General features: G+C 35.6%; 14 protein-coding genes. 10 read left to right on the top strand and 4 right to left on the bottom strand.

What is annotated here, in order from left to right; all coding sequences use genetic code 11:
- Nucleotides 1-49 precede the first annotated feature (49 nt).
- Nucleotides 50-856 (bottom strand): MurR/RpiR family transcriptional regulator, encoded by an 807-nt coding sequence (locus BLT48_RS05490; protein ID WP_089975984.1) that lies wholly within the window; start codon nucleotides 854-856, stop codon nucleotides 50-52.
- 360 nt (nucleotides 857-1,216) lie between these two features.
- Here BLT48_RS05490 and BLT48_RS05485 point away from each other — a divergent pair, with 360 nt between their 5' ends.
- Entirely contained in the window at nucleotides 1,217-2,539 is a 1,323-nt protein-coding gene (locus tag BLT48_RS05485) for an FAD-dependent oxidoreductase (protein ID WP_089975981.1), read from the top strand.
- A 66-nt stretch (nucleotides 2,540-2,605) separates the two neighbouring features.
- Here BLT48_RS05485 and spxA read toward each other — a convergent pair whose 3' ends face one another.
- Nucleotides 2,606-3,010 (bottom strand): transcriptional regulator SpxA, encoded by a 405-nt coding sequence (gene spxA, locus BLT48_RS05480; protein ID WP_035020015.1) that lies wholly within the window; start codon nucleotides 3,008-3,010, stop codon nucleotides 2,606-2,608.
- Nucleotides 3,011-3,270: 260 nt separating this feature from the next.
- On the opposite strand from spxA, the gene gcvT reads away from it, so the two are divergent.
- The 4 genes from gcvT to gcvPB are packed head-to-tail and all read left to right on the top strand — an operon-like array spanning nucleotide 3,271 to nucleotide 7,615.
- The gene (gcvT, locus tag BLT48_RS05475; RefSeq protein WP_089975978.1) at nucleotides 3,271-4,383 is read left to right on the top strand and encodes a glycine cleavage system aminomethyltransferase GcvT; all 1,113 of its coding nucleotides are present in this window, start codon (nucleotides 3,271-3,273) and stop codon (nucleotides 4,381-4,383) included.
- Between the two features lie 28 nt (nucleotides 4,384-4,411).
- Complete coding sequence (gcvH, locus tag BLT48_RS05470; protein ID WP_035020013.1) at nucleotides 4,412-4,810, top strand: glycine cleavage system protein GcvH; 399 nt, start codon at nucleotides 4,412-4,414, stop codon at nucleotides 4,808-4,810.
- A gap of 4 nt (nucleotides 4,811-4,814) precedes the next feature.
- On the top strand, nucleotides 4,815-6,161 hold the full coding sequence (gene gcvPA, locus BLT48_RS05465) for an aminomethyl-transferring glycine dehydrogenase subunit GcvPA (RefSeq protein WP_089975976.1): 1,347 nt from the start codon (nucleotides 4,815-4,817) through the stop codon (nucleotides 6,159-6,161).
- Nucleotides 6,158-7,615, top strand: coding sequence for an aminomethyl-transferring glycine dehydrogenase subunit GcvPB (gcvPB, locus tag BLT48_RS05460; protein ID WP_089975973.1), 1,458 nt, complete (start codon nucleotides 6,158-6,160; stop codon nucleotides 7,613-7,615). The genes gcvPA and gcvPB overlap by 4 nt, the downstream gene beginning before the upstream one ends.
- A 323-nt stretch (nucleotides 7,616-7,938) precedes the next feature.
- Here the strand turns inward: gcvPB and BLT48_RS05455 are convergent, their stop codons facing one another.
- Complete coding sequence (locus BLT48_RS05455) at nucleotides 7,939-8,715, bottom strand: YjjG family noncanonical pyrimidine nucleotidase (RefSeq protein WP_089975970.1); 777 nt, start codon at nucleotides 8,713-8,715, stop codon at nucleotides 7,939-7,941.
- Nucleotides 8,716-8,964: 249 nt separating this feature from the next.
- On the opposite strand from BLT48_RS05455, the gene BLT48_RS05450 reads away from it, so the two are divergent.
- The 4 genes from BLT48_RS05450 to BLT48_RS05435 all read left to right on the top strand — a co-directional run bounded on the left by BLT48_RS05450 (nucleotide 8,965) and on the right by BLT48_RS05435 (nucleotide 11,355).
- A complete protein-coding gene (locus tag BLT48_RS05450) occupies nucleotides 8,965-9,612 on the top strand; it encodes a CAP domain-containing protein (protein WP_089975967.1) in 648 nt (215 codons plus the stop codon).
- Between the two features lie 156 nt (nucleotides 9,613-9,768).
- Complete coding sequence (locus BLT48_RS05445; protein WP_035023886.1) at nucleotides 9,769-10,353, top strand: cob(I)yrinic acid a,c-diamide adenosyltransferase; 585 nt, start codon at nucleotides 9,769-9,771, stop codon at nucleotides 10,351-10,353.
- Between the two features lie 44 nt (nucleotides 10,354-10,397).
- Nucleotides 10,398-10,817: a DUF4430 domain-containing protein gene (locus BLT48_RS05440; protein WP_035023884.1), complete on the top strand. Its 420-nt coding sequence runs from the start codon at nucleotides 10,398-10,400 to the stop codon at nucleotides 10,815-10,817.
- Complete coding sequence (locus tag BLT48_RS05435) at nucleotides 10,804-11,355, top strand: ECF transporter S component (RefSeq protein WP_089975964.1); 552 nt, start codon at nucleotides 10,804-10,806, stop codon at nucleotides 11,353-11,355. The genes BLT48_RS05440 and BLT48_RS05435 overlap by 14 nt, the downstream gene beginning before the upstream one ends.
- Before the next feature lie 325 nt (nucleotides 11,356-11,680).
- Here the strand turns inward: BLT48_RS05435 and BLT48_RS05430 are convergent, their stop codons facing one another.
- Nucleotides 11,681-13,207, bottom strand: a complete 1,527-nt coding sequence (locus tag BLT48_RS05430) for a M23 family metallopeptidase (RefSeq protein ID WP_089975961.1) — start codon at nucleotides 13,205-13,207, stop codon at nucleotides 11,681-11,683.
- A gap of 266 nt (nucleotides 13,208-13,473) precedes the next feature.
- Between BLT48_RS05430 and BLT48_RS05425 the strand changes: the two genes are divergently transcribed.
- Nucleotides 13,474-14,373 carry an ROK family protein gene (locus tag BLT48_RS05425; RefSeq protein ID WP_089975958.1) on the top strand — a complete coding sequence of 300 codons (900 nt, stop codon included), beginning with the start codon at nucleotides 13,474-13,476 and terminating at the stop codon, nucleotides 14,371-14,373.
- Nucleotides 14,374-14,416: the final 43 nt, after the last annotated feature.

The raw sequence follows: 14,416 nt of genomic DNA, 5'->3' as shown, positions 1-14,416 counted from the left end.
AGCTAGTAAGATAGTGGGATTGTCCCATTTTCTTACTAGCTTTTTTGAGTTAATGTAAGTCTAAAGCAAATATCGTTTTTTTGCGGTTATTTTTATAAGATTTATTTTCTAACAAGACATAGCACAATACATCTAAAATAAAATGAATCGGCAATTGGCTATTAATAAACTGATCATCTGGAATAGATGTTCGACCAGAAGCAAATAGCACTTGATCGGCAATGTTTGTTAAAGGTGTGTGATTTTGATTGGTAATGACAAAAACGGTAGCATGCTCTTTTTTTGCTATCGTGCAGGCATCAATGACAGCTTGTGTTTGTCCATAATTCGAAATGGCAATCATCAAATCATATTTTTTTAACAAGACGGCGTCCATTAACATCATATGGGGATCGGTTACGACATCAACAATCAAGCCCATTCTAACTAAGCGGTACTTCAATTCCATAGCACTCAATCCTGAATTTCCCACTCCACAAATTAGAATCTTATTGGAAAGATGAATCGCCTCCACAAAATCAGTGATTTGTTGCGTTTCAATCAATTGAGATGCGGAATTGATCAATTGTGTGTAATAGCTGGCAATTTTAACAGGTACTTGTAAGGGCATTGGGTTCTCACCTAATTCTTGCGATACAAATGTTTTAAATTCACTAAAATTTCGATAATGTAATTTTGCGCAAAAACGAGAAATGGTAGCATTGGAAGTCTCTGTTAAACGTGAAAGGTCTTTAATATTCCAAGACTCCACGTCATTTTTATTTTCTAGTATAAATGCGGCTACATGTTTTTCTTTTTTTGATAGTAAGGGATAATTTTGATTGATTCGATTAGAAAGATCAAGATTGTTTGTCATAAGTAAAATAACCTGCCTCTAAGTCCTTTTTTTTTAAGGATACCATTTATAACGGTTGTTTACAAAAGGCAATTAAATAAAGTGAAATAAAAAAAATTATTAGTTCCTATTAGGTAGTGAGGAGGCTGAAATTTTAAATATAATGCTAAATGTTATTTGAGTAGATGCAATGGATCCTAATTCGACTAACTCAAAGTAGTAGTTTAGTTGAAGTAATGTAATCTAAATGAACATTCCAAAAGTCTAGAGGACCAACAATTAATTTGTAAGCCAATGATTCTTTCCTACAGCATCAAACTGTTATACTAGATTTGTAGTAGGAAAACGAATACAACTTAACTAGAAAGGAACGGTGTTATTTTGAAAAAGTATGATGCGATTATTATTGGATTTGGACAAGGTGCTCGTACCTTGGCAACTAAGTTAACGGCAAATGAATGGAATGTAGCATTGATTGAGAAAAATGAATGGATGTATGGTGGCTCTTGTGTAAATATCGGTTGTATCCCTACCAAAATTTTAGAACACGATGCAAGAGAGCAAAAAGATTATGCTACGGCATTAAAACGAAAAAATGACGTGACTAAAAGAAATAGAAACACAGAGTTTACAAGTATGCAGAAAAATGAACGGGTCGATTTATATACTGGAACTGGGGCATTTAAATCGAATCATATTATAACTGTCGATTTAGGCGATAAAAAGGAAGAGCTTGAAGCTGAATATATTTTCATCGATACGGGTTCAGAAAGTAATTATCCGCCAATTGAAGGGATAAAAGAAACAAGAGGAATCTACAATAGCACTGAACTTCAGACACTGCCTGAAGTGCCTAAAAATTTAGGCATTATTGGTGCAGGGAATATCGGATTAGAGTTCGCTTCTATCTATGAAATGTTTGGTTCGAAAGTAACTCTTTTTGAAACGGGCGAACAATTCATGCCAAAAGAAGAACGCGAAGTAGCAGAAGCTGTCCAAAAAGTTCTTACAGACAAAGCAATTGATATCCAATTAAATGCAAGAGTAAATAAACTCTCAAATGAAAACGAACAAGTTAAAATCGAAACAGAAGAAGATGACTCTTTCTTATTCGATGCTGTTTTAATAGCGACCGGCCGCAAACCTAATACTGCTTATTTAAATCTGGATGATACAGATATTGTAATGGATGAAAAAGGCGGAATTGAAGTGAACGACTATTTGGAAACTGCCGTAGAGCATGTGTTTGCTTTAGGAGACGTTAGAGGAGGCTACCAGTTTACGTACATCACGATTAATGATGCCAAACTCATTGCTGATTATGTATTAGACAAAGGCGACCGGAAACGATCTGAGCGACAACATGTTCCTTATTCCATTTTTATGGAACCTTCATTTGCTCGAGTTGGCTTAACCGAAACAGAAGCAAAAGATGAAGGGTATCAAGTGCTAACCAACATGGCTCCCGTTAGTGGAACAACTCGCTCAGATGTTATTAATGATACTAGAGGATTGTATAAAGCTGTTGTTAATAAGGAAACAAATGAAATTTTAGGTGTGACTCTTTTTGGAGATCAAGCGCATGAACTGGTCAATCAAGTTAAGATGGCAATGGACAATCATATCCCTTACACTTATTTGAGAGATCAAGTCGTGACACATCCAGTTATGTCAGAGATTTTTAATACTCTATTTGATATGTAAGACAAAAAAGGTTTCTGTTTGATTAAATAGCGAACAGAAGCCTTTTTTACCTATATGATTTTGACATTAGAAATTGACCGGTAATTGATCGTGTAATTTTGATAGTTCGATTTTTCTGATTTCCCTAGGCAAAAAGCAACGGATGTCTTCTTCGTTATAACCGACGAGTAACCGTTTATTATCGACAAGAATAGGACGGCGCATAATACCCGGGTGTTGCTGAATAAGTTTCAGCACTCTTCCTAAAGGCATTTCTTCTATGTTGATATTCAATTCTCTGAAAGCTTGAGAACGTTGCGAGATGATTTCATTTGTTCCATTTTCCGTTAGTTGCAGAATAGCTTTCAATTCCTCATCTGTTATTTTTTCAGTGAATACATTCTTTTCAGTAAATGGAATGTCATGATCTTCTAACCATGATCGGGCTTTGCGACAAGAGGTACAACTAGCAGATGAATATAACGTAATCATGTGTAACCCTCCTTCTCTATTCCATTGAATAGTAGTATACTATATCAAAAACCGTAAACGTTTTCAATCAAAAGTTTAAGTGAAATGTTCTTAAAAAGCAATAATTTTGCCTACAGTGAAATAATTAAATAAGAAAATCTTAACAAAAATGATTATATACTATGAAATCGTTCGTTAAAATGGTAAATTAAATTTAGTGGATTTGTTGAAAAGAAACAACAAAATAATGAAGTTTAACAGAATAGAATGAGGGGGATAAAATGGAAAAAGAGTTAAAAAGAACACCTTTATTCAAATATTATAAAGAAAATGATATCAAGTTAGTGGATTTTGGAGGTTGGGCTTTACCTATTCAATTTTCCAGTATAACAAATGAACACGAAAGTGTACGCAAAAAAGCAGGGTTATTCGATGTTTCACATATGGGAGAGTTTATCGTAAAAGGGACAGGTTCCGAAGGATTTCTCAACCGTTTATTAACGAATGATGTTTCAAAAATTACAGTGGGTCAAGCGCAGTATAACGCCATGGTTTATGAGAATGGTGGTACAATTGATGATTTGATTATTTTTAAATTAGATAAATCAAGTTACTTAGTAACGCCTAATGCTGCGAACACAGAAAAAGTCTTTCAATGGATGAAAAAAGAAATGGTTGAAGATGTTATCTTGGAAAATAGGTCTGAGGATATTGGGTTGATCGCACTTCAAGGTCCATATGCTGAACAAATTTTACAAAAACTAACAGATGATGATTTAAGTAAACTTAAACCGTTCCATTTTTTCCAGCATGTCGCTTTAAAAGATATTGCGTCAGTTCTGGTTTCTCGCACGGGGTACACTGGTGAAGATGGCTTTGAACTTTATTTGGAAGCCGGTGAAACTGAAAAATTATGGCACCTTATAGTAGGAGCTGGTATAAAAGAAGGCTTACAGCCTTGCGGATTAGGTGCTCGTGATACTTTGCGTTTAGAAGCAAGTTTATCTTTATATGGCAATGAATTAACAGATGAGATTTCCCCACTTCAAGGAGGAATTGGCTTTGTTGTTAAGACTAAAAAAGAAGCTGATTTTATTGGTAAGACTGCTTTAACAGCGCAACTAAACAATAAATTAGACAAAAAAATAAAAGGTCTGGAACTCATAGGAAAAGGCATTGCTCGCCATGGATACAAAGTGTTTAATGAAGCTGGTTCGGAAATTGGAGTAATCACTTCAGGAACAAAATCTCCAACACTCGGCAATAGTATTGCATTAGCTTTATTGTCTACAAACGGCAATGAAGTTGGGACAAAGGTGAAAATTGAAATCCGAAATAAATTGGTGGATGCTGAAATTGTGCAACTACCGTTTTATAAAAGAGAAACCAACTAAAAAAGAAGAAAAAAGGAGTGTTTTAATTATGACAGAGGATAGATTATACAGCAAGGAACATGAATGGATATTACCATTAGGGGAAGATGTAGTACGTGTTGGGATTACAGATTATGCGGTGAAACAACTTGGAGACGTTGTCTATGTGGAAGTACCAGAAGTGGATGCTGAAGTTTCTGTTGGTAGTGAAATGGGTACGGTAGAATCCATTAAATCGGCTTCAGAAATTTTTGCGCCGGTTACAGGGATTATTCTAGCTGTTAATGAAGAATTGGAAGATGCTCCAGAATTAGTAAATGCTTCTCCTTTTGAAGGCGGTTGGTTTGCTGAAATTCAATTAGAAAATCCTGTTGAATTAGAAGGATTATTAAACGAAGAAAATTACCATGCCTATGTTGCAGAACTGGCAATTGAAGAGGAGGCATAAGCGCTTGAATGAATTTAGATACCTGCCTGATACTGCGCAAGACCAAAAAGAGATGTTAGACTTTTTAGAGATTGGGTCAGTTGAAGAATTATTTTCAGATATTCCAACACACCTTACCTTAAACGAAAATTTAGCCATTCCATCCGCTCTTCATGAATCGGAACTAACAAAAAAAATGAGGAAATTAGCAGCTAAAAATGCTACTGCACATGAATACAGCCTCTTTTTAGGAGCAGGAACATATGACCATTACATTCCAAGTGTAGTAGACCATGTGATTTCTCGTTCTGAATTTTATACGGCCTATACACCTTATCAAGCAGAAGCTAGCCAGGGAGAACTGCAAGCTTTATTTGAATTTCAATCAATGGTGTGCGAATTGACCGGTATGGATGCAGCCAATTCTTCACTGTATGATGGATTCACTTCACTTGGTGAAGCGGCTACTTTAGCTATTGGAGCCACGAAGCGTTCTAAAATTCTTATCTCTAAAGCTGTTCATCCACAAGGAAGAGAAGTTTTGCAAACTGTTGCAAAGGGGCAAGAATACCAAGTTGAAGAGATTGATTTACTTAACGACAGTACTAATTTATCTTTATTAGCAGAACAATTAGATCATGAAACAGCAGCAGTTGTTGTCCAATACCCTAATTTCTTTGGTTCAGTTGAGGATTTAGCGGCAATTAAAGAACTGGCAGCATCCAAAAAAGCTTTGCTTATTGTTATGGCAAATCCTTTAGCTCTTGCCTTATTAGAATCACCTGGTAAGTTAGGAGCGGATATTGTTGTGGGGGACATGCAACCCATGGGATTAGCCATGAACTTTGGCGGACCCCACTGCGGTTATTTTGCAGTTAAGAAGAAACATATGCGTAAGATTCCTGGACGTATCGTTGGTCAAACTACGGATACTGAAGGGAAACGCGGCTTTGTTTTAACTCTTCAAGCCCGTGAACAACATATTCGCCGAGAAAAAGCGACTTCCTATATGAGTTCAAACCAAGCGTTAAATGCTTTAGCGTCATCTGTTTTTATGTCTGCTTTAGGTAAAGAAGGCTTACAGAAGATGGCTCAACTCAATATTGAAAAAGCAGCTTACATGGCGAAACAATTGGAGAGTAAAGGTTTCTCAATAAAAAATAAAGCAGCTTTTTTCAATGAATTTATTCTTCAGCTGAATAAACCAGTCGGAGCAATCAATCAAGAGTTGCTTCAAAGAGGATTTATTGGAGGATATGATTTAGAGCCTGATTATGGATGGGAGAATGAAGTTTTAATAGCTGTTACGGAGCAACGTACAAAAGAAGAAATCGATCAATTTATTGAAGCACTGGAGGGCATGACTAAATGATGGAATACAATGAACTGATTTTTGAAATAAGCCAAACCGGACGTACTGCTTTTAGCCTTCCCGAAAGTGATGTTCCTTCAGTTGATTTGATAGCTAAGTTTCCAGAACACTTGGTTCGCCAAGAGCCAGCTGACTTGCCAGAAGTGTCAGAACCTCAATTGATGAGGCATTATACTTCTTTATCAACAAAAAACTTTGGTGTGGATAATGGCTTTTACCCACTGGGTTCATGTACGATGAAATACAATCCAAAAATTAATGAAGATGTCGCTCGTTATGACGGATTCGCAGCAATTCACCCGTTTCAACCGATTGAAACAGTTCAAGGAGCTTTTCAATTGCTGTATGAGTTACAAGAAGACCTGCAAGTTATATCCGGTATGGATGCCATTACTTTGCAACCAGCTGCTGGTGCTCAAGGGGAATGGACGGGTTTAATGATGATGAAGGGCTATCACATTAAAAATGGTGATAGGGCAATTAGAACGAAGATTTTAGTTCCAGATTCTGCTCATGGAACCAATCCTGCTAGTGCTCATGCTGCCGGTTTTGATGTTGTAGAAATCCCGTCTAATACGAATGGAACAGTGGATTTAGTCGAACTAAAGAAACAAGTTGGCAATGATACTGCCGGGCTGATGTTGACCAATCCGAATACATTAGGTATTTTTGAGAAAGACATTATAGAGATGGCTGAAATTGTTCATCAAGCCGGTGGACTTGTTTATTATGATGGGGCAAATTTGAATGCTATTTTAGGTCAGACAACTCCAGGAATGATGGGTTTTGATATCGTTCATTTGAATCTACATAAATCCTTTAGTACTCCACATGGAGGAGGAGGTCCGGGTTCTGGTCCAGTAGGGGTCAAAGAATTTTTAATTCAATATTTACCGATTCCACGAATTGAAAAACAAGAAGGTCAGTATGTCTTAAATACGAACTATCCTGATTCTATTGGTCGAGTAAAAGGCTATTATGGAAATTTTGGGGTTAATGTTCGTGCATATACGTATATACGTACAATGGGGCCAGAAGGATTAAGACAAGTATCCGAAAGTGCCGTATTGCATGCCAATTATTTACGTAAGAAATTAGAACCTTATTACGATACACCTTATACTCAATACAGCAAACATGAATTTGTTTTATCCGGATCAAGACAGAAAAAACTTGGGGTTCCAACGACTAGTATTGCAAAACGGATTCTTGATTTTGGTTATTACGCTCCAACGGTTTATTTCCCTTTAATTGTGGAAGAAGCATTAATGATTGAACCAACAGAAACGGAAACAAAAGAGACGTTAGATACATTTGCAGAGGCACTGATTCAAATTGCTAAAGAAATTGAAGAAACACCAGAGTTAGTGTTAACAGCACCGCATACAACTTTTGTAAAACGGTTAGACGAAGTAAAAGCAGCAAGACAATTGATTGTTAAATATACACCATAAATAGAAAAAAGATTAAAGATCACTCTCGAAATAAGAGAATGGTCTTTAATCTTTTTTATTACTTGACTACACCTAGGAAATAATGTTGAGAGAAGAAAATAAAAATTCTTCTGGAATAGACGGGTTTGCTTGTGGAGAGCCATGGGAACGTCTGAAACCTGTAGTCTTCAGAGCTTTCAAGCCTCAAATAAAGCGTAACTGCTAAAGCATTAACGCTTTATCATTCGCATTGAATCCAATGCAAGCTACAAGCAAACCCTATTCCTCCAGAAATATCTTGTAACCAATTTATCTAAGCTAACAACACTAAAAAGTAGAGAGCTTTAAAAAGTTAATACAGAATGTGTATTAGGTGTTTCCACTGGAGAATTAGGTGTTTCCACTGGAGAATTAGGTGTTTCCACTGGAGAATTAGGTGTTAAAAGTAAATTTTCTAATGTTTGTAGTCGGTTAATCTCATAAGTTGGAAGAAGTGTTGTATTTATAGGTCCTTTAGGATTAAACCAACATGTATCGATCCCGGCATTGATTCCACCTTGAATATCAGAAGTTAAAGAATCTCCAATGATTAATGTCTTATCCGCAGAACAATGAGGGATTTTTTCGAAAACGTGATTAAAAAATTCTTTCATCGGTTTTTGATAGCCAATTTCTTCAGAAACAAAAATATCTTTAAAATAAGTGCTCAGATTTGAGTTGTTTAGACGGATAAACTGTGTACGTGCAACACCATTCGTAACCACATAAAGGTCATACTGTTTGGCTAGTTTTTGAAGTAAAGATGTCGCGCCATCAATCAGCACCGCACTTTCTTCTAGATATTCTCTATATAAGTTATCTAGATGAACGCCATCTAAAGTTAACCCAATTTTTTTAAACAAAATTGAAAAACGAGTATGCAATAATTCTTCCCGTTCAAGCTCTCCTTTTTCAAAAGAAGACCATAACTTTTGGTTCATTTCTTGATAAAATTGTTTAATATCATCTGTTAAGACAACATTGTGTTCGCTAAACAATTTTTGTAAAGCATAATTTTCAGCTGCTTTGAAATCAAGCAGTGTATCATCTACATCAAATAAAAGTGTTTGGTAACTTTTCAAATGAGCAGCCCCCTTTAATAAATGAATTGTTGTAACTATTTTCACACAAAAGTATACCATTAATTTTATGTGAAGATAGAACTTTCAACAGAATAAAGGCAATTAAATAAATTTAAAGGTTGGTAAAATGAACAAGTTTAAATGTGAGAACATAACAATCGTTTTATTTTTAACGTATGTCTGTACTCAATCATTTTTGGTATACTACATGCTGTAAGTGAATGAGTACAAAAAGAAAGGTTTGATGGAATGAGGAAATTTTTCTCATATAGTTTACTATTAATCGTATTGATTGGTTTTGGCTACTGGCTTGGCAGTTCGACTATTTTAGAAGGTACAAAAATTGGTGAGACTATCTCTCTAATGGAGAATAAATTGAAAGATGATTCATTAGTACTTGTAGAAGAGTCGCCAGATACTAGTGAACAAGAACAAGCAACGAGTGCGAATTCAACAAGCACGAATGATTTAACAGAAACCAATGAAATTGACGTTGCAGTTGTGGAGAACCGGATGTTAGAGTTATTAAATGATTTAAGAAGTGAAGTGGGTGTCGCACCAGTAACTTCAAATGATCAATTAAAAAAAGCAGCTAATATACGAGCAAATGAAACAGAAGAATCGTTTTCTCATACACGACCAGATGGAAAAGCTACTTTTACCGTATTAGAAGAGCCGGAAGTTAACTATTCTTACCGATTAGCAGGAGAAAATTTAGCAATGGGAACTTATTATCTAGCGGAAAAAGAAATGGCTGAATGGTTGTTTAAAGGATTAAAAGATAGTTCAGGACATTATGAAAATATGATAAAGAAGGATTTTGAGGAAGTGGGAATTGGGGTTCATTATGATGGCACCAATCTTTACATTGTTCAAATTTTTGGAACACCGTTATAAGTGAATTATGCATAAATCCATCAGATGAATAGTAAAAAAGATTGAGTTATTAAACTCAATCTTTTTTTGTTACCACTACATGTTGTGGTTGAAAAATAAATCCATCTGATATATAGTGGTTTTAAACAGATGCAACTAAATGGGAGGGGGATTTTTGTGCAACTTTATACAAAGACGGGCGATAAAGGGTATACAAGTTTAATTGGCGGCGAGAAGGTAAGAAAAGACGCAAATCGGGTGGATGCCTATGGAACAATGGATGAACTGAATTCATTGATCGGATATATTGTGAGCCAATTAGAAGAAAGAGATTCATCGTTAAAAGGAGAACTTATTGAAATCCAGCAGAATCTATTTGATTGCGGAACAGACTTAGCTACTCCCCATGGGAAAGGAACCTATAAAGTAACAAAAGAAATGGTGCAAAACTTAGAAATGAGTATTGATGGTTATGCCGATAAAGCTCCTGAGATTTTATCATTTGTGTTACCAGGTGGACATCCGACAGCTAGTCTTTTACATATGGCACGAACAGTTGTTAGAAGAACAGAAAGATCTATCGTTAGTCTAGGGTTTGGAGAAACGGTGAATCAATATGTAGCAGTTTATATGAATCGATTATCTGATTATTTTTTCGCTGTTGCTAGAGCGGTCAATAACCGCTACAACGTAAAAGAAATTTTATATGAAAGAGGAGGAAAAGTTTTCCACCCTGAATTAAAAAAAGAGGATTTAAATTAAAAAAAAGTGAGTAACGTTATTCGATAATTGGAGGAATAAATAAGATGAAACTAATTAAATTAGCACTTATAGGGGTAACAGCCCTTAGTTTAGTAGCCTGTGGAGAAACGGCTAGACAAGAATCAGACTCTTCTGCTGCAAAAAGCACTTCTTTAGTAGAAAGTCAGGTAAATGAAACACTTTCTATTGATATTGTATTAGAAGAAGACGAAAAAGAAGTTGACACTGCCACAAAAAAATTAGAAGTATCCGAGGGCACTACGGTCTTAGAAGCCCTTAAAAAAGAATATGAAGTAGTTGAAGAAGGCGGTTTTATTACGTCTATTGAAGGAATGAAACAAGACGAAAAAGCAGGGAAGTACTGGATGTACGAAGTAAACAATACAAATCCAACTGTAGGAGCTGCCGAATACGAGTTACAAGATGGAGATCAAGTGAAGTGGTTTCTAAATGCTTCACAATAAAAGTGCTGGAAAACTATCCATTCAAAGAATAACCTTACTTGCCTTTCTCACGGCACTTTGCCAAGTTAGTCGTCAGTTGCTCCAGTTCTTGCCGAATGTCCAGCCAGTAACGGTTATCTTAATTATTTTAACGTTAACATTAGGAATAAGTGATGCCCTAATTGTAGCGGTATTGTCGATTCTTTTATCCAATATGACGCTTGGAATGGGTGTTTGGACAATTGCTCAAATTTTATCATTCTTTGTAGTGGTCTTGGTTACTGGACTAGTGATCAAACCGATATTAAAAAAAATTCCTTTTGTCTTGATGGTTTTCTATGCGGGATTTACAGGTTATTTATACGGATTCGTTATTTCACTAGTCCAAGCTCCCTTTTTTGGCATTCAAAATTTTTGGATTTATTATGCTTCGGGTATTCCTTTTGATACCATGCACGCAGTAGGAAATAGTGGATTTTATTTGATTCTAGCACCAATTTTATTTCCTTTATTAAAAAAGTTTCTTAACAAGTATTACTCCAATGGTGATTGGAAGTAAAAAAGAAGGCTCTATACTTTTAGTGTTGATAGCTTAGTTAAATTAATGACACAAAAATTCTGGAGGAATAGGGTTTGCTTGTAGCCATGCATTGAATTCAATGCGAATTACAAAGCGTTGGCGCGTTGGCGATTACGCTTTGTTTAAGGCTTGAAAGCTCTGAAGACTACAGACTTCAGACGATTCCATGGCTCTCCACAAGCAAATCCCGTCTATTCCAGAAGAAATTTTATTTTCTTCTATCAACACTATTTAACGAAGTGTCAAAAAGACAGAAAGTTCAGTGTAAAGTTGAACTTTCTGTCTTTTGTTTTAACTTTTCTATTTATAAATAAGAAGCAGGGTTAACACGAGAGCCATTTTTGTACATTTCAAAATGCAAATGTACCCCGGTAGAAGATCCAGTTGTTCCCATTGTTCCAATTTGTTGGCCTTGAGAGACTTGTTGTCCGGGAGAAACCAGCAAACTTCCTGCAACCATATGAGCATAAAGAGTTAGCATACCATTTCCATGGTCGATTTTTACATAGTAACCCCATGATGAATGATATCCTGCAATGACAACTGTACCACTTTGAGAGGCTACGATTGCTCCGCCACCGCCAAAGTCAATTCCTCCATGTAATTTATGCTCGCCCGTAATTGGATGTATACGGTAACCATAAGGTGAAGTTGAATATCCGCCACTAGGATGAATAAAACCTGAATTAGATGATGGTTTTGATTCTGGTTGTATTTCTGGTTTTGGTTGTGGTTTGGGTGTAATAGCCGGTTTTTTTGACGAACTTGAGTTACTTGAAGCTTTTGAGTTACTTGAAGCTTTTGAGTTACTTGAAGCTTTTGAATTACTAGAACTGTTTGATGAACTGCTCGATTTATTAGCACTTGTTGATTTATTAGGAGAAGAGCTGGCAATTGTTGTTTTTTGTTCGACAACTTTTTTAGAAGCTTCTTCTTGCTCAGCTTTTTCTTGAGCCGCAACGGCAGTTAATCTAGCTTCTTCTTCTTCAGCAGCTTTTTTAGCTTCTTCTTCAGCAGCCTGTTGAATGGCTAACTGTCTTGCTTGTTCTTCCTCAATAATACGTTGACGTTCTTTTTGCATTTCTTCAGATAACGTACTTGTTTGAGTAGCGATTACTTGCTGTTCTTTAACAAATGTATTTTTTTCATCTTCTGTCATATCGTATTGAATAGCAACTTGGACGATTTTATCATCCATTTCAGCTTTTTGAGCAACTAGGTTGTTTTTTGATAATTCAATCGCATTTTTAGTTTCTTCAATCGCAACTTTTTCATCTTCAGCTTCTGCTTCATTTGCTTCTAGTGCTGTTTGGTCCGTTTCTTGTTCAGTTACAATAGTTTTATTAGCAGTAACAAGTTGATTAACAATACCTATGCGGCCTACTAAGTCTGAAAAACTTTCAGCAGTTACAATAAGGCCTATTAAATTAGAAGCACTGCCGTCCGTTTGTACAGAACGTGCTTGGTTTTCAAGTTTGCCTGTCCGTTGAGCAATTAATTCTTTTAAAGCTTCAATTTCATTTTTTAATTGTTCAACTTTTGCTTTAGACTCTTCTAATTTTTGTTCTTGATCATGTAATTTCATTACCGTTTCGTCTATTTGAACTTGCAGTGTAGTGATGTCTGATTCTAAATGACCTTTTTCTGTTTCTAAGTCGTTTAAAGTTTCGTCTTGCTCTTGAATTCTATTATTAAGCTCTGATGATTGTGATTCAAGTTCGTTTTTTTTCTGTTCCATTTCTTCCAATGTATCTGCTTGAACAACAGTTGGTAGAAATGGACTAGCGAACATCATCGAAGCCATAATTCCTGCTAATACTCTCTTTTTCAATAGTTTACCCCCATAAATCGTCTTACATTTTCATACTTAAAAAGTATAGCATAGATAATGAGCAGATAGGATGTTAGTTGTGTAACAAAAAGCTAGAATAGTATTACATAACAATTGTAAGCTGAAATAAACAACGGCATTCATTTTGAGAATAACTGAGATAAAAGTAAAAAAATGGATAGCGTGTAACCGTTCTATTCACTAACAGATAGTGGTAAACTAAAGGCAAGAAAAGTAGAGTGGAAATGATGAAGGAGGCGAAAATAGTGTATTATCTAGGTATTGATATTGGAGGAACAGAAACGAATTATGGATTGATTAATGATCAAGGTGAATTAGGGGAAATTAAGACTAGAAAAACACCTATGAAATCGTTAACGCATTTCCTAGATATGATGGGAGATATTTATGATGAATATGCTCATCAAATTGAAGGTATGGCCATTAGTATGCCGGGAATTATTCATTCCAAAACTGGATACGCTGTTCATGGCGGATCATTAAATTACATTAAGAAAATGAATATGATTGAGATATTGGAAATGAGATGTCCAACGACGATTCATGTAGAAAATGATGGCAAAGCAGCAACCCTTGGAGAATTGTGGAAAGGGAATTTAAAAGGGATTCAACACGGAATCATGCTGAATCTTGGAACGGGTATCGGTGGAGGAATAGTAGTAAACGGTGCCGTGTTGAAAGGACAGCACTATTCTGCTGGAGAATTTTCATTTATTAAAACGAATACGGCGAGAAGCAAAGATGCATCCTATATGTTTGGGTATCAAAATGGAATAAGTCACTTGTTTAAAAAAATAGCTTCGCAATGCAACCTACCATTAGAATCTATGGATGGTTTTAAGATGTTTGAACTAATTAAAGCTGGAAATAAAAAAGCTGCATCTTGTTTGAATGATTACTGCTATACGTTAGCTATTCAATTGTTCAACTTACAAACTATTTTAGATCCAGAAAGAATTATTATCAGCGGTGGGATCAGTGGAAATCCATTATTGATTCAACTGATAAAAGAAAACGTAAGGAAAGTGTATGAAGAGGAGTTAGGTGAGGGCGTATTTATTGTACCTGAAATAATGAAAAGTAAGTTTGGAAACAATGGAAATATCATTGGTGCTTTATACAATTATAAATTAAATGAAGAATAAAAAATAAAAAGCTTTCAAACCATGTTATGTTATATGACATGGA

The organism is Carnobacterium viridans (assembly GCF_900102725.1).
Taxonomy (GTDB): Bacteria; Bacillota; Bacilli; order Lactobacillales; family Carnobacteriaceae; genus Carnobacterium_B; species Carnobacterium_B viridans.
The sequence above is the reverse complement of the archived record's forward strand: the minus strand, read 5'-3'. Positions and strand labels throughout refer to the sequence as shown.

What these genes read in the sequence shown, in the direction of transcription:
- gcvT (WP_089975978.1), top strand. Translation starts at nt 3,271, where the DNA reads ATGGAAAAAGAGTTAAAAAGAACACCTTTATTCAAATATTATAAAGAA.
- BLT48_RS05450 (WP_089975967.1), top strand. Translation starts at nt 8,965, where the DNA reads ATGAGGAAATTTTTCTCATATAGTTTACTATTAATCGTATTGATTGGT.
- BLT48_RS05435 (WP_089975964.1), top strand. Translation starts at nt 10,804, where the DNA reads ATGCTTCACAATAAAAGTGCTGGAAAACTATCCATTCAAAGAATAACC.
- BLT48_RS05440 (WP_035023884.1), top strand. Translation starts at nt 10,398, where the DNA reads ATGAAACTAATTAAATTAGCACTTATAGGGGTAACAGCCCTTAGTTTA.
- gcvPB (WP_089975973.1), top strand. Translation starts at nt 6,158, where the DNA reads ATGATGGAATACAATGAACTGATTTTTGAAATAAGCCAAACCGGACGT.
- BLT48_RS05490 (WP_089975984.1), bottom strand. Translation starts at nt 856, where the DNA reads ATGACAAACAATCTTGATCTTTCTAATCGAATCAATCAAAATTATCCC.
- gcvH (WP_035020013.1), top strand. Translation starts at nt 4,412, where the DNA reads ATGACAGAGGATAGATTATACAGCAAGGAACATGAATGGATATTACCA.
- spxA (WP_035020015.1), bottom strand. Translation starts at nt 3,010, where the DNA reads ATGATTACGTTATATTCATCTGCTAGTTGTACCTCTTGTCGCAAAGCC.